At 33.6% G+C, this 16,202-nt stretch carries 17 protein-coding genes and 2 pseudogenes; 10 read left to right on the top strand and 9 right to left on the bottom strand.

Annotated features, from left to right (window positions below):
* The first annotated feature begins 138 nt into the window (after positions 1-138).
* Positions 139-279: a DUF3096 domain-containing protein gene (locus tag EJ01_RS16860; protein ID WP_157197516.1), complete on the top strand. Its 141-nt coding sequence runs from the start codon at positions 139-141 to the stop codon at positions 277-279.
* A gap of 48 nt (positions 280-327) precedes the next feature.
* On the opposite strand, the gene EJ01_RS00835 is transcribed toward EJ01_RS16860, so the two are convergent.
* Complete coding sequence (locus tag EJ01_RS00835; protein ID WP_048080041.1) at positions 328-1,347, bottom strand: ATPase; 1,020 nt, start codon at positions 1,345-1,347, stop codon at positions 328-330.
* A 625-nt stretch (positions 1,348-1,972) separates the two neighbouring features.
* Between EJ01_RS00835 and EJ01_RS00830 the strand changes: the two genes are divergently transcribed.
* Positions 1,973-2,599: an acyltransferase gene (locus EJ01_RS00830; protein WP_048080040.1), complete on the top strand. Its 627-nt coding sequence runs from the start codon at positions 1,973-1,975 to the stop codon at positions 2,597-2,599.
* A gap of 32 nt (positions 2,600-2,631) precedes the next feature.
* On the opposite strand, the gene EJ01_RS00825 is transcribed toward EJ01_RS00830, so the two are convergent.
* From EJ01_RS00825 to EJ01_RS18045, 5 genes and pseudogenes are all read right to left on the bottom strand, one after another.
* Positions 2,632-3,585 (bottom strand): SPFH domain-containing protein, encoded by a 954-nt coding sequence (locus EJ01_RS00825; RefSeq protein WP_048080039.1) that lies wholly within the window; start codon positions 3,583-3,585, stop codon positions 2,632-2,634.
* Positions 3,586-3,745: 160 nt separating this feature from the next.
* Positions 3,746-4,171 (bottom strand): NfeD family protein, encoded by a 426-nt coding sequence (locus EJ01_RS00820; protein ID WP_245611113.1) that lies wholly within the window; start codon positions 4,169-4,171, stop codon positions 3,746-3,748.
* A 154-nt stretch (positions 4,172-4,325) separates the two neighbouring features.
* Entirely contained in the window at positions 4,326-4,787 is a 462-nt protein-coding gene (locus tag EJ01_RS00815) for a YbhB/YbcL family Raf kinase inhibitor-like protein (RefSeq protein WP_048080038.1), read from the bottom strand.
* A gap of 141 nt (positions 4,788-4,928) precedes the next feature.
* Positions 4,929-5,000 (bottom strand): annotated as a pseudogene (locus EJ01_RS18050) (hypothetical protein); the annotation flags it as partial.
* A gap of 7 nt (positions 5,001-5,007) precedes the next feature.
* A pseudogene (locus EJ01_RS18045) lies at positions 5,008-5,190 on the bottom strand (hypothetical protein); the annotation flags it as partial.
* Positions 5,191-5,716: 526 nt separating this feature from the next.
* Between EJ01_RS18045 and EJ01_RS00810 the strand changes: the two are divergent.
* The 6 genes from EJ01_RS00810 (at position 5,717) to EJ01_RS16220 (ending at position 9,980) form a co-directional block, all read left to right on the top strand.
* Entirely contained in the window at positions 5,717-5,932 is a 216-nt protein-coding gene (locus EJ01_RS00810; protein ID WP_048080037.1) for a histone family protein, read from the top strand.
* Between the two features lie 501 nt (positions 5,933-6,433).
* Positions 6,434-8,209: a ribosome biogenesis/translation initiation ATPase RLI gene (locus EJ01_RS00805; protein WP_048080036.1), complete on the top strand. Its 1,776-nt coding sequence runs from the start codon at positions 6,434-6,436 to the stop codon at positions 8,207-8,209.
* 252 nt (positions 8,210-8,461) lie between these two features.
* Entirely contained in the window at positions 8,462-8,632 is a 171-nt protein-coding gene (locus EJ01_RS17055) for a hypothetical protein (RefSeq protein ID WP_157197515.1), read from the top strand.
* Between the two features lie 154 nt (positions 8,633-8,786).
* Positions 8,787-8,984 carry a hypothetical protein gene (locus EJ01_RS16230; RefSeq protein ID WP_052375723.1) on the top strand — a complete coding sequence of 66 codons (198 nt, stop codon included), beginning with the start codon at positions 8,787-8,789 and terminating at the stop codon, positions 8,982-8,984.
* Positions 8,965-9,426: a hypothetical protein gene (locus EJ01_RS16225; RefSeq protein WP_157203578.1), complete on the top strand. Its 462-nt coding sequence runs from the start codon at positions 8,965-8,967 to the stop codon at positions 9,424-9,426. The genes EJ01_RS16230 and EJ01_RS16225 overlap by 20 nt, the downstream gene beginning before the upstream one ends.
* A complete protein-coding gene (locus EJ01_RS16220) occupies positions 9,381-9,980 on the top strand; it encodes an alpha/beta hydrolase family protein (RefSeq protein WP_052375720.1) in 600 nt (199 codons plus the stop codon). The genes EJ01_RS16225 and EJ01_RS16220 overlap by 46 nt, the downstream gene beginning before the upstream one ends.
* A gap of 76 nt (positions 9,981-10,056) precedes the next feature.
* On the opposite strand, the gene EJ01_RS00795 is transcribed toward EJ01_RS16220, so the two are convergent.
* The 3 genes from EJ01_RS00795 to radB form a co-directional block, all read right to left on the bottom strand.
* Positions 10,057-11,214: a pyridoxal phosphate-dependent aminotransferase gene (locus EJ01_RS00795; RefSeq protein ID WP_048080035.1), complete on the bottom strand. Its 1,158-nt coding sequence runs from the start codon at positions 11,212-11,214 to the stop codon at positions 10,057-10,059.
* A 217-nt stretch (positions 11,215-11,431) separates the two neighbouring features.
* Positions 11,432-12,004 (bottom strand): flavin reductase family protein, encoded by a 573-nt coding sequence (locus tag EJ01_RS00790; protein ID WP_048080034.1) that lies wholly within the window; start codon positions 12,002-12,004, stop codon positions 11,432-11,434.
* Between the two features lie 10 nt (positions 12,005-12,014).
* The gene (radB, locus tag EJ01_RS00785; protein WP_048080033.1) at positions 12,015-12,710 is read right to left on the bottom strand and encodes a DNA repair and recombination protein RadB; all 696 of its coding nucleotides are present in this window, start codon (positions 12,708-12,710) and stop codon (positions 12,015-12,017) included.
* Positions 12,711-13,147: 437 nt separating this feature from the next.
* On the opposite strand from radB, the gene EJ01_RS00780 reads away from it, so the two are divergent.
* Both EJ01_RS00780 and EJ01_RS00775 read left to right on the top strand, forming a co-directional pair.
* Positions 13,148-14,638 carry a radical SAM/SPASM domain-containing protein gene (locus EJ01_RS00780; RefSeq protein ID WP_084689092.1) on the top strand — a complete coding sequence of 497 codons (1,491 nt, stop codon included), beginning with the start codon at positions 13,148-13,150 and terminating at the stop codon, positions 14,636-14,638.
* Positions 14,631-16,067 (top strand): B12-binding domain-containing radical SAM protein, encoded by a 1,437-nt coding sequence (locus EJ01_RS00775; RefSeq protein WP_048080031.1) that lies wholly within the window; start codon positions 14,631-14,633, stop codon positions 16,065-16,067. Before EJ01_RS00780 ends, EJ01_RS00775 begins: the two co-directional genes overlap by 8 nt.
* The last annotated feature ends 135 nt before the right edge of the window (positions 16,068-16,202 follow it).

Genomic DNA, 16,202 nt, shown 5'->3' with positions numbered 1-16,202 from the left:
TAAGTATATCTTAACGTTTTAATTTTTCATTTTTGAGTTTATGATTGAAAAACCATTTATTGTAAAAATTCTTTGGGTTAAAGTTCTGACTATTTATTAATAAAAGTTATATATGATCTAATAACAAATATAATAGTCATGAAATCCGATGCAAAACCTCAGATACTGGGAATAATAGCGATAATCTTTGGTATACTTATACTGATATTCCCGCCGCTTCTCAGTTATTTAGTTGGGATTTTCCTTATAGCTTACGGAATACTAGAAGTCATTAAATAACTTGGAAACTTTAGACACGGTATCTATTCTATTTTTTTATTTTTAACATTATTTGATCTTCATTATCATCTCAAGGGCTTCACCTGGTTCTAATATCCCAGCACGTGTTTCCCTTAACACTCTTTGTATAGAAAATTTTCTCATGTGGGGGTATTTTTTATGTACTTCATTTATAAGTGGGCAGCCGTAACCTCCTTTTCTATAAACCTCATATTTGGAAGCTAATTTTTTTATTTCACCCTTTGTAACAGAAAGCATTGCAGGTAAATTTATTTTTATAAGATCTTCACCTAGAACAATGGACTGGTTTCCGGTAGATAAAAGATCCCCATAAATTAAAAATTCCATTTTATTTTCTTTTGCATAATCTAAAACAGCCCCTTCGATAACTTTGGAACATCTTCCGCAGGGATGAAATCTACCTTCAAGGGAATCATTAATTATGTCATCCATTTCGACGTTGATATATACATGTTTTACATTAAGTTTAGCACTTAAAGCTTCCACATTTTTTTGAAAGTATCGTGGGAGAATTATATTTCCAGGGTTAACAGTAACTGCAATTGGGTTAAATCCCATAAGTTTAGCTATAATAAGGGAAAAACTGCTGTCTACTCCCCCAGACAGTGCTACTACTGCTCTGTTATTTTTAGATTCCTCAACATTCCAATCCTTTAAAACAGTATCAAAATCAGCTATATTTCCAATTCTCTGGTTTAAAAGATGATACAAATTTTCAAGTGGATTAGGATCCGCTAATTTTACTGTTTTTAATATTTCATCTAACTTTTCAAGTGTTAATTTCATTTTATATTCTTTAAGTAATATATCTGGATAAGCTTCTACGTGAATGGAGTTAATATTCAGTTCTTCTTTAAGTTTCCCAACAACCCATCCTCCTTTTCCTATTACTACAGATTTTTCAGGCCTATCTGCAGTTATAATTAGCATAACACCTGTATTTTCATTAAATATTATATCTTTAATGGCAGGTTTCACATTTTCATGACCTATTTCTTCTCTTATCCGGCATATGCTGCTTATTATGTCTTCTTTTTTAAATCTCAAGCTTGCCCTCCTGTAATGTATGTATCAGATTGAGTTAAATATGTCCCGATAATTTATGTTTAACTTATTTAATACACTGATACTTTATAAATGTGTAAAATGAATCTAGCAAAGATGGGTATAAATCTATAAATGAAAAAATATCCAGCTTAACTAACCTTGATTAATATGAAAAATTGGATCACATATTTTTTACTAAAATAAAATTAAAAGACGTGTTTTAATAAATTATACATTTATTTAGATGCTTTTTTATATAATTATAATACTATTAGATAGTTGGCAGCATAATAAAAATCATTTATTATATATTTATATAATAGTTATGATAAATATTTAATTCCCTAGAAATTGCAGGTCCTCGAACCAAAAATTTTCAGTATATCATTTATTTTGACATTTCAATAATTTTATCCTAGTTTACTGGTCTTATTTATACAAAATATGGAATGCAGCTATCTTTTTAAAGCATAAAACGTTTTTAAGTCTTTATGTTTAAATCATGTATTTTTTGTATAACATTGAGCTAAGAGCCTGCAAACAATATTAAATTGAATAAAACTGGATTACGGGTGTAAATTTACAGACTGAGAGTTCGCTATCTTAGTAGTAAGGAGGAACAATTATGCCAATATTTAAAGATTTACGTGGAAAGGGCTTAAAAAGTATCTTTTTAGGGTCTCCAAATGAAAATTTTGGAATTCAAAATAGTGCAACAATTGGGTTAAGCTATAGGCGAGGAAGTAAATCTCCAGTAATTGGCAAAAATTCTGTCATCCGTTCAAATACAGTTATATATGACGATGTTAAGATTGGCAATAATTTTAAAACAGGACATAATGTTTTAATTCGAGAAAAAACCACTATAGGTAATGATGTTCTTGTGGGAACCAATACGGTTGTGGAAGGAAACTGTAAGATAGGGAGCAATGTAAGTATACAATCAAATGTTTATGTCCCCACAGATTCTTTAATAGAAGATTATGTATTTATAGGGCCATGTGCCTGTTTTACTAATGATAGGTACCCTATACGGGTTGATTATGATCTTGAGGGTCCAGTTATAAGACATGGAGCTTCAATTGGGGCAAATTCAACATTTTTATCCGGTGTTGAAGTTGGAGAAGGAGCTATGGTTGCAGCAGGTGCAATTGTAACCCGTGATGTTCCTCCATTTTATCTTGCAATAGGTGCTCCAGCGAGATTAAGACCTCTTCCGCCGCAGTTTAATGTTTTAAATAAAATAAAATAAACAATCAGGATAATAGATTATCCTAACTCTGTTTAAATATCTGTTTTTACTTTTACTTTCATAGGCTGTATTTCTTTATCTTCTTTATCTTTTTCTTTGAAGAGTTCGGAAATACCTGCTATTGATCCTAAAACTCCTGAAGTTTCAAGAGGCAGGAATATTTTTGTTGCTTTTCCATCTGCAACCTTTTGAAGCGCTTCCATGTATTTAATAGCTAAAAGGTCGTTTGTAGGGTTTCCTTCATGTATTGCTCCGTATACTGTAAGTATTGCCTTTGCTTCACCTTCTGCAATTGCAATTTCCTGATATTTATCAGCATCTGCAACTGCTTTAATAGCTTCAGCTTTACCTTGAGCTTCAAGAATAGCTGCCTGTTTGTCCCCTTCTGCTTTTTTAATTTCAGATTGTTTATACCCTTCAGCTTCTAGAATTGCGGCTCTTTTCATCCTTTCAGCCTTCATCTGTTTGGACATGGCTTCTACAATATCTGTGGGGGGTTCAATTTTTTGAATTTCAACACGGACAACCCTTGTACCCCATTTATCAGTTGCGAGATCTAAAACTTCTCTTAACTGGGAATTTATCTGCTCACGGGAAGTTAATGTTTGGTCAAGCTCTAAATCACCGATTATATTCCTTAAATTTGTTTGTGCAAGTTTAGTGATGGCCTGATAAAAATTAACGACGTTGTAAACAGCGTTAAATGGGTCCACAACTTCATAAAATATAACACAGTCCACCACAACAACAGTGTTATCTTTGGTTATAACTTCCTGTGGAGGAACATCCACAACCTGTTCTCTCATATCTACTTTTCTAATAGTTTCTACGAAGGGAATAATTATTACAAGCCCGCTTTCAACAGTCCGACTGTATTTACCGAGTCTTTCAACCACTCCTTTCTCATAAGGTCTTAAAATTTTGACACCTTTAAATGCCACAACCAGTAAGACCAGAATAATTAAAATTGCCAAAAATAAATCCATTTTAACTCTCCTTTCTATTTTTTTTAAGTGTATATTGCTATCATGTTAGAATACTGGATTGTTACTTATTAATCTTTTGATCAGTGTATTGATTTTATAATATGGTGAATTCTAACAATTTTGACAACAATTTTTGTAAAAAAATTAAATTAGTTACAGGTTATGCCGCAGGTTTTACAATGAGTTTCACACCTTCTATTTTTTCAACTAAAACAGAAGTTCCTTCTTTTATTTCCTGATCAGATATTGCTCTCCATGTATCTCCACTAATTCTTACAACTCCTCCATTTTTTAAAGATATATTTTCAATTACTATTCCTTTTTCACCTATTAACCTGTCTGAAGCTGCTTTTTTAGTGGGCATGCATTGTGTAATTTTTTTAGCAAAAGGTCTTGATAAGGCAAGAAGAATTATGGACACTAAAATAAATGCAATAAATTGGGTAGTTTCAGAAAATCCGAGGTAACTGAGAACTGCAGCCACTGATGCTCCAACTCCAAACCATAAAATGAAAAATCCCGCGGTTATCAATTCTCCAATAAAACATATAGCTGCTATTAAAATCCATATTTGTAAGCTCATCATAGGAATGCCTCTTTTAAATGATTATTATATGGAATTTAATCTCAAACAATATAAAAATAGCTATTTTTTAGGATATAATAAATTTTTAGGATTATCCATAGGTATAGTATATGCTCAAAATAAATAAAAAAAAATTTACTTTTTAATTAAATAATTATCTTCCATAAATCCCCATCAATTGCCCTTCATCCAGAACATTTTCGTTTAAAGCTCTTAAAAATTCTTCTCTATTAGCTCCCTGGCTTAAATTTAAAGTGGTATCCAGTGCATAAATTCTGAAAAAATATCTATGTTCTTCCCCTTCGGGAGGACACGGGCCTCCATAACCTGCGTATCCAAAGTCATTTATTCCCTGCATCATACCGTTTGAAAGTTTTTCTTCATTTTTTATTTCTGCCGAAAGTTCCATCACATTGGGAGGTATATTATAAATGATCCAGTGAGTCCATGTTCCCATTGGTGCATCTGGGTCTTCACATAAAATAGCGAAACTTATGGTGCGTTCAGGCAGCGAATCCCATCTAAGCGGGGGTGAGATATTTTTATCGTCGCATGTGTGCATGATTGGTATTATATCTCCTTCCTCAAAAATATCACTCATAAGATTGATTCCCATATTATTTCCTCCTAATTTAATTTATCGTTTGTAAATTCCCCTTAATTCTCCTTTATTTGGTATATAACCTTAATAGTATCTAAAAATTGATAGTTATTTGCTCAATTTTTTAGATCTAATATTGAATCCAGTGCATAATCTCTAAAAAACATATATGTGTTCTTCATCATCAGGTGGACATGGGCCATTATAATCTAGTTTACCAAAACTATTTTCTGCTTCATTTGTTCCTTTTGGTAATCATCTTAAGTCTGCAAATCCATAATAACTCTCTAGTATCTCCAGGTATGTTAAATATAATCCCGTGGATAAATTCATCCTGTTTATCGATATCTTCGCATACAATTGCAAAACTTTTTAAGTCATCTGATTCGTAATTCCATGAGAATGGGGGAGAAATATTCTCACATGTGTAATGTTTTTTTTATTTGATCTACTTCTCCAAAACTAATAATTTGAAGTAAAAGTCTCATGGATAATATCTCATGATCCTATTTGTATCATAGTTATTGAATTGGTATCTAATATTATTTTGTAAATAATTGGTATTAAATACATCCTGCATATACACTAAATGTGTACTAAATTTGGTATTATCATTCCTATTTTTAAAATGATTAAGTTCTACTCTCTAAATTCATAATAACATGTATTTTTTAGAAATTATTACTTAAAAAACCTTATTTACACTTTTTTTTCAACATGAAACCTTTGCTTTGAAGTTCATTTTGACCTTGAAATTAGCCATGATTTTCAAATATGATATTAGATTTTTTTTACAATCCTCATCAAAAACTGAAAGTGAGCTATCGCACGTCTTTGATTATGGATTTAATTCAAGTCACAATTCAAATAAGAATTATGTAAACTCAATAAAATCGACAAATTTAAATACTATGGAGTACTAATAAAAGAATGAGGTGATATGTATGACTGAATTACCAATTGCTCCAGTTGGAAGAATCATAAAAAATGCTGGTGCTCAAAGAATAAGTGATGATGCAAGGGACGAGTTAACAAAAGTATTGGAAGAAATGGGTGAAGAAATAGCTACAGAAGCTGTTAAACTTGCAAAACACGCTGGAAGAAAAACAGTTAAAGCATCAGACATTGAATTAGCTGTCAGAACAAGAGTAAAAATGTAATTTTCTTTTTTTACTTTAAATTTTTTTTATTTTTAGGATTGCATACTTTTTAGGTGTTTTTTATTATAGTTTGATCCTAAATTATGAATAAGTGTGGCTTTACATTTAAATTTTGATCTTTAATCAACACGGCAAATTTTTATATATTATCTTTATAAAAGTAGTAATTAGAAAATTTATTGTTTCAGTTGATAGTTTTTGATCAAACTTTTTAGAAAAAAGTTTGATTTGAAAATTTATTGTTTCAGTTGAAAGTAGAGATGATAGTTTGATTTAAGGTTAAACTTGGTTAATTGAGATGTTTTTGATCAATCCTTTTTTTAAAAGCCCTCGAAAATCTCGGATTTTTGAGCGCCGTCGAAAAATCTGAGATTTTTCGGACCGCGAATCTAAGATTCGCCGGGTTGATTCGAAAATTTATTGTTTCAGTTGAAAATTAGGGATGATATCTTTGTTTAAGGTAAAATCTGATTATTAATATAAACTAATTTTGGTGATAGATTGACAAGAATTGCAATATTAGATCATGATCGATGTCAGCCTAAAAAATGCAACTATGTATGTATTGAGTACTGTCCAGGGGTCAGAATGGAAGAAGACACCATAACTATTGATCCTAAAACTAAAAAAGCGGTATTTTCAGAGGAATTATGCCAGGGATGCGGAATATGTACAAAAAGGTGCTATTTAGGTGCAGTAAATATTATAAATCTTCCTGAAGCTTTGGAAGAACCGATACACAGATACGGTCAGAACCAGTTTGAATTATTTGGACTTCCCAATATAAAAGAAGGGTCTGTAGTAGGGATTTTAGGTCCAAACGGTATAGGGAAATCAACAATTATAAAAATACTTTCTGGAGAATTAAAACCGAATTTAGGTGATTATGAATCAGAACCTGAATGGGAAGAAATAATAAATTACTTCAAAGGTTCACAGCTCCAATCTTATTTTAAGAAATTGTCTGAAGGAAAGGTAAAAACCTCTCATAAACCTCAAATGGTGGACATGCTGCCGAAAGTAGTAAAAGGAAAAGTTGGAAATCTCCTTAATCATGTTGATGAAAGAAACAAGCTGGATGAAGTATCTAAAACCCTTGAAATAGATCAGATATTAGACCGAGATATTTCCAAACTCAGTGGTGGGGAACTTCAAAGAATAGCAATAGCGGCAGCAGCCTTAAAAGACGCTGATTTCTATTATTTTGATGAACCAACATCATGGCTAGATGTTAGGCAGAGATTAAACGCAGTAAAAGTTATAAGAGATCTTGCAGAAGAAGGAAAATCTGTAATGGTCATAGAACACGATTTAGCTGCACTTGATGCAATGTCTGATTATGTACACATATTATACGGCCATCCTGGAGCATATGGTGTGGTGGCACAGATGAGGGGAGTTAGAGTTGGAATAAATGCTTACATTGGCGGATTTTTAAAAGAGGAAAATGTGAGAATCAGAAGACAGCCAATAATCTTTGAAGTAAGGCCCCCAGCTGAAATAATTGAAGGTGAGACACTTGCAGAATATACTGCACTTAAAAAATCTTATGATGGATTTTCAATTGAAACTGAAGAAGGGGAAATTCAACATAACGAAATTATCACCGCATTTGGTCCAAACGGTATTGGTAAGACAACCTTTGCAAAAATACTTGCGGCAGTGACCAAGCCTGATGAAGGAAAGATAAAGAAAAAGGTTTCAATAGCGTATAAACCTCAATATTTAGTATCTGACTTCGATGGAACTGTTCAGGAATTTTTAATGACAACAGCCCCTACTTATGGAACAAACCTGTTTAAAACTGAAATCATAAATCCATTTATGCTTGATGAGATTATGGATAAAACAGTTAAGGATTTAAGTGGAGGGGAACTCCAGCGCCTTGCTGTTGCAGCCACACTTGCAAAAGATGCTGATATTTATCTTTTTGACGAACCAACAGCATTTTTAGATGTTGAACAGAGGTTAAGGGCTGCAAGGGCCATACAGAAAATAATTGAAAGCCGTCATGCAGCATCAATCATTGTAGATCACGATATAGTCTTTATAGATTACATATCTGATAGGGCAATGGTCTTTTACGGAGAGCCTGGAATTGAAGGCCACGCCACATCACCAATGGACCTCCGTTCCGCAATGAATAAATTCTTATCTGATGTTGGAATAACCTTCAGAAGGGATAAAGAAACCAAACGTCCACGTGTAAATAAATTTGGAAGTTATCTTGACCGTGAACAGAAGGAAAAAGGGGAATATTACTATCTGGAAAGCTAATTTCCAGATTGGATTTTATTTTTTTATTTAAATTAACTATTTTTACAGTGACATACTTTTTTTGAACTTATAAGTTTGGATGACTTAATCAAATTTACACCTTGAATTGAATCATAATAAATAGATTTTTTACAAATAATTAATCTACAGCATTTGGTCATTTACTATAATGATTTTAGATTTATGCTTCTAAATCCATATATAAAATCAACCCACTTTATATGTGGCTATAAGATTATGTGTGGTGATATTATGAATTCGAACTTGATAGCAGCGATTTTATCTGTACTGGTCGTAATAATAGGGCTGTATGAAATTTTTGGTTTAGGCGAATATACATGGACAAACTATTTGAGTGTAATCCTTTTTGCAGTTGTCTTTATATTAACTATAAAAGAAGTATTGAATCTTAAAAGAGCTTAAATAATTCCTTTTTACATTATTTTATATTTTTGGTCATTTAAGATCATAAGTGCTCATTAACTTTGTGATTGAAAATAGGACTTAAATTCATTAAATCCAAAATAAATAATAATATTAATAATTTAATTGTTATGAATAAAATGGGAGTAAAATAATGGCAGAAGTTAAAAAAATGAGTGTGAGGCTAAATTTTTTTGAAAATGAAGGATTTGACTTCCAGTTAATGAGATCCATGGGCTTACATTATTACTGCGGCGCTTCCATTGGGAAATGCCTTTCAACTGCAAAAAGAATAAGAGACGGGGATGTGATAATCTGGGTTGATGAATGGAATGCAACTGCAAATGATTGAGGAAGAAGCAGATATATTCATGGAAAGGGATGAGGTAATAAGTGCTCGTGATTCCTATTTAATGGCATCTATGTACTATCGTGCAGCAGAATATTTTGGATTCTTCAGCGAATCTTCCCGCCGTAAAAACTGGGAAAAAAGTAGAGAATGCTTCCAGAATGCTGCAAAATTTTTTGAGGCACTGTGTGAAGTAATTGAAGTACAATTTGAAGATATGAAACTGCCGGATTATTTCATTAAGCCAGAAGATGATCTCAAAAAAAGGCCCACACTTCTTATTATGAGCGGTTTTGATGGTACCGCAGAAGAACTCTATTTTTATATGGGTGCTGAGCTGTTGACAGAGGTTACAATGTACTGCTTTTTGAAGGGCCGGGACAAGTTGGACCTATCCATATGTACCCAGAAAAACCATTTCGACCAGATTATGAAGCGCCCGTAAAATCTGTTGTTGATTATGTGCTTCTGCGTGATGATGTTGACGAAGAAAGCCTTGCATTGGTAGGTTTTAGTCTCGGAGGTTATTTTGCATCAAGAGCAGTAATATATGAGAAACGTATTAAAGCTTGTGTTGTTGATTCGCCTATTATTGACATCAGCCGTTATTATGGAGGTTTTGAACAAATTGAAGAACTAGCTAAGATAAAAGTAGAAGATTATGAAAAATTATTCTCAGAGAGCCCACTTGCATGCTGGGCTGTGGAAACTTTTACAAAACGTTATGGAGCAAAAACCGTTGCGGAAGCTCTAGAGAAAGTTAAAGAATTTAATATATCTGGTGATTTAGATAAAATCACATGTCCTACTCTTGCTCTTGTGGGTGAAGGAGATGAAGCAATTTTTCAGGCTCAACGATTTTATGAAGGCGTCTCAGGTTCTAAAGCACTTCGCATGTTTACAGAAAAAGAAGGAGCAGAGTCCCACTGCCAGATTACAAATTTAAGTTTGATGAATGCTGCGGTTATGATGTGGCTTGATGGAGTTTTCAGTAAGTAATGACTAAAAACTTATTTTTAATTAAAAGTAGGATTAGTCAGCACGTAGTAAAATAAAAAATTAATTAAAAAATAGATTATTTAGGTCTTAAAGCTTCTATTGCGTCCTGGAAATCGACTGCAAATTTTTCAACGCCAGCTCTAGGTATTGAAAAGCTTACTCTCAGATACCTGTGACCAAATAATTTACTTGTGTAATTACCTTCCCTTGCAAAGATTTTTCTCTCAAGCAGGAATTCTGCGACATCAATTGGTTCAACACCTGTTTCATACAGGTCAATTACAAACATGTTTCCATCTGAAGGGTACACTGGTAAAAATGCACCTTCAACATTGTCAACAGCTTTTTTGATAATTTTCTGGTTACCTCTTGTGGTGTCTCTAATACGGTCAAGCCATGTGGACTTGGATTTAAGTGCCGCAAGAGCACCCATTTGGGCAACCACATTTGTTCCAAGGTCGTTTATAACTATACTTTTAGCGGAAGTTACGATTTCGGGGGTGCTTATGAAAGCCCCTATACGTAACCCTGCCATTCCATATATTTTAGAGAAACTGTAAGTGGTTATAGTATGCTCTGGAGCATATTTTGCCGCCAGATGATGTTCCCTTGCAAAATCTCTGTATGTTATATCATGGAGCAAATACAGGTCGTTATCAATGGCCATATCTGCAAATTCTTTGATCTCTTCTTTGGTGTAACAGGTTCCAAGCGGGTTAAGAGGATCTATAAGAGATACAAGTTTTGTATTCTCATCCATATTTTCCTTTACGAGTTCTGGAGTCATTTTGTAACCGCATTCCTCGTTGTATATTGGAATTGAAGTCACATGATCGGCAAATCTACTTGCAAAGTTATCTATGATAAGATACCCTGGATCGCAGGTTATAACGTTATCAGTAGATTCCAGTATATCGTTCATACAGAGGTAAAGTGATTCTGTACCTCCCGCAGACACAAAAATATCGTGACCCTTGGTTAGATCTAAATCCTTAAGAATTAAATCTTTAAGCTCAGGGAACCCTTCTGGTGGGGGATATTTGCAGTAATCTTTATTCTTAACGCTATCAAGCATTGAATACATGATATCATTTTCTTCATGGAGATGGTTCGTATTTTGACCCATCCATATCATTTCTTCATCATGATAGACGTAGTTAAAGAACTCATTAACCGTTTTAAAGCCTCTCGGCAGTCTTTTTGCAGCTCTTGCATATTTTTTCGGTGAAATCATAAATTCTCACAACACATTTAAAATGATAAAATGTAAACTTATAAATTCAAAAGAACTCTTAAATTATACATTATCGTTTTTAAAAACTCCTATTTAAAATTATAGGTTTTCTATATTCATAAATATTGACTTAATTTGGAATAAGGAACATATCTGTACAATTAACTGTCTGATTAAATTTGTAAAATGTTATTTGGCACGTTCAATGCACTGTTTATCATGATTTTAGGATGTTTTTCCCTTCTTTATATGCATCGCCGACAATATTTCCTAGTTTCCAGTATGATGCGTTTCCTGGCCCGTTCATTGTAAATAGTAGGGGGTTAATCTTCTCAAAGTTAAGTATTCCATTGTTTATACATTCTTTATTTACGTAAGATTCAAGCACTTCCCCAAAAAATATCTCTCGATTTGGGAGATCTGCTGTTTTAACGAGTTTACAGAGCAGGTTTACAGGACATTCTTCTATCATAGGTGCCTTATCTACAGAGCCAAAAAATGAATTAAATACGGCGGATTTATCTGTATTATGTCCTGAAACAAGTCCTACATAATCAGTTTTTTGCATTTGCTCTTCTGAGGGTATGTTCACGCTGAAATATCCATTTTCTTTTATGCCGGTATTTGTATGGCGTGATTCCTGAGAGCCAATATAGATATACATTTCAGGTCTGGGTGATAGAAGTCCAAATGATCCATAAGTCGCGTAATTGGCCTTACCATTTATCATTGTGCCTGCAATACAAATAGGTACTGGAAAAGGCAAGATTCCAGTTTTAACTTTTACCATGGTATCATCCTTATCTTAATCCACTATTAACAATTTCAAATTTAACCTTAAGTCCGTCTGGTTTGCTTCTATGTCTTTTCAGTATGGCAAACCTTTCTCCATTTTCATCCTTTACAAGTTCAATTATAATTTTACTCCAGTATTTTAAAATAGTTCCACCTACCGGCTCTATTACTCCTTCTTCATCGAAAATGGAATATATATGGTTTGTTACAACTACTGCAATATTATATTTCCTTGCAATCATTGAAAGAAGCCCCATTTGTTTACTAAGATCTCTATTGATCTCAGTTTGGCCTCCATCTTTTAACCTGTATAGTGCAACTGCAGAATCTAGAATTATTAGATCTATGTTTTCTTCTCCAGATTTTAGGCTGTATTCTATCTTTTTTATTGCTTCATCCTGTTCCTCAAAAGTTGTAGGTTCAAGAACTATTATGTTTCCAGCTATATCATCAAATTGATCTCCAGTAATCTGTTTCATCCTTTCAATGGAAAGTCCGCCCTCTGTATCAATAAATACTGCTTTTTTTCCATTTTTCGCGCATTGAACAAGCATCTTCAACGCTATATTGGTTTTCCCAGACCCTGGAGGGCCATAAAATTGAGTAATGATTCCTTTTTCAATACCGCCCCCAATTATGGAGTCTATTGGGCATGCTAATGCTATTTTACCGTTTTTTTGTATATCAGATAATGTATTCACTGTTAATACCTCATAATGGTTTGGTAGTCAAGATTAAGTTCAAATAATGTAGTTTAAGAGATCTTCACTTTGTAAATAAATTGATTTTCATCATTAAATTGTTTGCATATCATAATAAAAATAATTTTGGTGGAGGATATTTTAAATTTGATACATGTTTTAATGGATTGAAACCATTTAAAATTAGTTTATATGTCATATTTTTTTGAATTTGGTTAATTATGTGCTTATAAGGTACAATGGAGTGATTTCCATGGTGAGTATTTGGTAACTTATAAAAAATTATATAAACAATCTTAACCAAATGTATTACTATATTAAACTTTGAGTTTGAGTTATTTAAGGCATTTAGTTAGTGATTAATTTTTAATTTTGAATAATGTGAAGGGGGTATTATTAGGAACCCATCTGAAGAAAATGAATTAAATGTCGGAGATATGATTGGGACCTTTAAAAGGATCACCGATAATCCACTAGCCAAATATTTACTTCAGAGAACTTTAACTTACTGTGAAAAAGATGAAGCCATAAGATTGGAAAGTGCTTTAAAGCTTTATTTAGAAAAAGAAGATGATGCTTGCTATAAATGTAAGTTGATGTCTAAACTTATAGGTTATATCGTTAAAAAGGGTGCTACTGGTTTTGGTACTTCTGAAAAGGAGCTTAAAGAAGCTATGGAAAATGAATACTGGATAAGGGGACTTACCAGTGTACTTAAAGGAATTGCTCTATTCGGCGTTAAAAGACCTTTTGTTCCAGGAGCACCATTTCAAATAGTTTGGAATATTACAAAAGCGTGTAATATGCGGTGTGTTCATTGTTATGAAAGTGCGGGTAAGCGAGGTAAAAATGAGCTTCCATCTAAAGATATTATTAATGGTTTAGACCAAATGGCAAAATCTGGAGTGACTTCTATTGCTTTTTCTGGCGGTGAGCCAACAATTCATCCTCATATTCTTGATTTTATAAAGTACACTGAAAATAAGGGAATGTGTGCAGCTATGGCTACCAATGGTTATACTTTAGCCGATAAAGGTAAATCACAGAAATTTATTGATGCTGGACTGGAATTTATCCAGATAAGCCTGGATGGGACAAATTCAAAGACCCATGATTCATTTAGGGGAGTAGATGGTGCATGGAAACGGGCAGTTTCGGCTGTAGAGAATTTTGTGGATGCAGGTATCTTTGTTGAGGTAGCGACAACTGTAACTGAATACAATATTGATGAAATTCCTGAAATGATTGATTTTGTAAGGGATTTAGGTGTAAACTGGTTTATGCTGTACAACTTTATACCCACTGGAAATGGAACTGAAATTGTGGACATGGACCTCTCCCCAAAGGATAGATCTGAACTCCTTAAGACAGCTTATGCTGAAAATAAAAACGGTAAAATGCAAATTTTATCAACAGCACCCCAATATGCTTCTGTAGCTGAATCAATGGTTTCAAAAGATTCAGCTATGATACCAACTCATTTTTATAATCCAGAATATACCAATCCTGCGATTATGCAGCTTGCAGAATTTATAGGTGGCTGTGGGGCTGGAAGATTTTATATGAGCGTAGAACCAAACGGTGATATTTATCCCTGTGTGTTTTTCCCTCATAAAGAAGAAGTTAAACTCGGCAATTTAATGGATGACAATTTTGAAGATATATGGATGAATAATAGCGTTCTGCATCAGCTCAGAGATAAGGAAATACTTGAAGGGCAGTGTGGGGGATGTGATTCCCGCCATATCTGTGGAGGCTGCAGGGCAAGAGCGTATAATTATTTTGATGACATTTTAGCCCCTGATCCTGGCTGTGTAAACAATGAAAAAGAGTGGAATGCCCTTAAAGACAGAATTTCAATGGAAGGAGCTTATGAAAGTCACCATGAAAATTTGATATTAAAAATGGAGACCAAAAAACATGAATAGCGCAGAAGTTTTACTTATAAATCCCCTTGATAAAGGCCACGTAACCAATGGATTGGGTCTTAGAGTTCCCCCTTTGAATCTCATGTACCTGGCGGCAGCACTTGAAAAAGCTTCATTATCTGTTAAGATACTTGATGATGACCTTTACCAGGTAGGATTTGAAAAAATAGCCAGTTTGGCATTGAAAATTGATCCTGTGGTTGTGGGGGTTACCGCCACCACAGCTACAATAAAAAATGCTTTAAAGTACATTAAAGCCATTAAAGAACTTCTCCCAAACACTTTAACTGTAATAGGTGGCCCTCATCCTACTTTTACACCTGAAGGAACTTTAAAAGCTGAAGATAGTTTGGATGTTGTTGTTGTAGGTGAAGGTGAAGAAACACTAACTGAAATCGCTGAAGAGTACATAAAGAACGAGTTTAGGAATTTTGAAAATGTTAAAGGAATAGTTTACAGGGATAATGGTAGAATTAATGCAACACCACCACGGCCCTTAATAGAAAATCTTGATGATTTACCGTTCCCAGCAAGGCATCTTATACCGTTTAATGAGTATAAAACTTCCCAAAGCCAGGCAGGAGGGATGATAACAAGTAGAGGCTGTGTTTTCAATTGTAATTATTGTTCTTCATCGCTTATTATGGGTAAAAAATTCAGGAGCCGCAGCGCTGAAAATGTTGTTGATGAACTGGAAGAACTGGTTTATAAATACGGTGTCAGGGACATAGCGTTTTTAGATGATATATTTATGTTAAATAAACGAAGGGCTAGGGCAGTAGCCGATGAAATTAAAAATAGATGCCTTGATATAAGTTTTGTAACTTCTTCAAGGGTAGATACTGTGAATCAGGATATTTTGGAGTGTCTGAAAAATGCAGGTATGAGTACTCTGTACTGTGGAATTGAATCAGGTTCACAGCGTGTTTTAGACCTTATGGGAAAGGGTATTACATTAAAACAATCTGAAGATGCTATTAAAGCAGCTAAAAATGTTGATATTGATGTTTTGGGGTCATTTATGCTGGGTTACCCTGGTGAAACACCTCAGGAGATGGACCAGACTATTGATTTTTCAATAAAGCTTGACCCGGATTACAGTCAATTTTCAATACTCACCCCATTTCCAGGAACTCCCATATATTATGAACTGAAACAGAAAGGTTTATTGGGCACTGAAGATTGGAGCAAGTATACGGTTCTTGATTCTGTTGTAAACTATGAAAAATTGGGCTTGACTAAGAAATTGGTTGAAAGAAAACTAAACAAAGCATATCTCAAATTTTATACTCGGCCAAAATACCTGTTTAAACACAGGGGCATGTTCAAAGTTTTAATTGGAACTTTATTCAAAAGTTATATAATGCCCAAACTGAATGGGGGGACACCTGAAGGCTGGTATAATTCTCTTCAAAAGGAGTATTCATAACATTTGTGTCCCTATTTTTATGCTGAACTCTTAATCCAGTAATAATAAATATTTTAAAGATCATAAACAGGGGTATGCTAAGTTCAAGTTCAAAAACTAAACTAACAGCATGCATTTTTTTGGGTTTATTTTTAT

It is taken from the genome of Methanobacterium veterum, assembly GCF_000745485.1.
Classification (GTDB): domain Archaea; phylum Methanobacteriota; class Methanobacteria; order Methanobacteriales; family Methanobacteriaceae; genus Methanobacterium_D; species Methanobacterium_D veterum.
The sequence above is the reverse complement of the archived record's forward strand: the minus strand, read 5'-3'. Positions and strand labels throughout refer to the sequence as shown.

Excerpts from the sequence above, each read along its gene's own strand:
- EJ01_RS16860 (WP_157197516.1), top strand. The coding sequence starts at position 139 with ATGAAATCCGATGCAAAACCTCAGATACTGGGAATAATAGCGATAATC.
- EJ01_RS16230 (WP_052375723.1), top strand. The coding sequence starts at position 8,787 with ATGGCAGAAGTTAAAAAAATGAGTGTGAGGCTAAATTTTTTTGAAAAT.
- EJ01_RS00775 (WP_048080031.1), top strand. The coding sequence starts at position 14,631 with ATGAATAGCGCAGAAGTTTTACTTATAAATCCCCTTGATAAAGGCCAC.
- EJ01_RS00795 (WP_048080035.1), bottom strand. The coding sequence starts at position 11,214 with ATGATTTCACCGAAAAAATATGCAAGAGCTGCAAAAAGACTGCCGAGA.
- EJ01_RS00830 (WP_048080040.1), top strand. The coding sequence starts at position 1,973 with ATGCCAATATTTAAAGATTTACGTGGAAAGGGCTTAAAAAGTATCTTT.
- EJ01_RS00825 (WP_048080039.1), bottom strand. The coding sequence starts at position 3,585 with ATGGATTTATTTTTGGCAATTTTAATTATTCTGGTCTTACTGGTTGTG.
- EJ01_RS16220 (WP_052375720.1), top strand. The coding sequence starts at position 9,381 with ATGTACCCAGAAAAACCATTTCGACCAGATTATGAAGCGCCCGTAAAA.
- EJ01_RS16225 (WP_157203578.1), top strand. The coding sequence starts at position 8,965 with ATGCAACTGCAAATGATTGAGGAAGAAGCAGATATATTCATGGAAAGG.
- EJ01_RS17055 (WP_157197515.1), top strand. The coding sequence starts at position 8,462 with ATGAATTCGAACTTGATAGCAGCGATTTTATCTGTACTGGTCGTAATA.
- EJ01_RS00815 (WP_048080038.1), bottom strand. The coding sequence starts at position 4,787 with ATGGGAATCAATCTTATGAGTGATATTTTTGAGGAAGGAGATATAATA.
- EJ01_RS00820 (WP_245611113.1), bottom strand. The coding sequence starts at position 4,171 with ATGATGAGCTTACAAATATGGATTTTAATAGCAGCTATATGTTTTATT.
- EJ01_RS00780 (WP_084689092.1), top strand. The coding sequence starts at position 13,148 with ATGATTGGGACCTTTAAAAGGATCACCGATAATCCACTAGCCAAATAT.
- EJ01_RS00810 (WP_048080037.1), top strand. The coding sequence starts at position 5,717 with ATGACTGAATTACCAATTGCTCCAGTTGGAAGAATCATAAAAAATGCT.
- EJ01_RS00790 (WP_048080034.1), bottom strand. The coding sequence starts at position 12,004 with ATGGTAAAAGTTAAAACTGGAATCTTGCCTTTTCCAGTACCTATTTGT.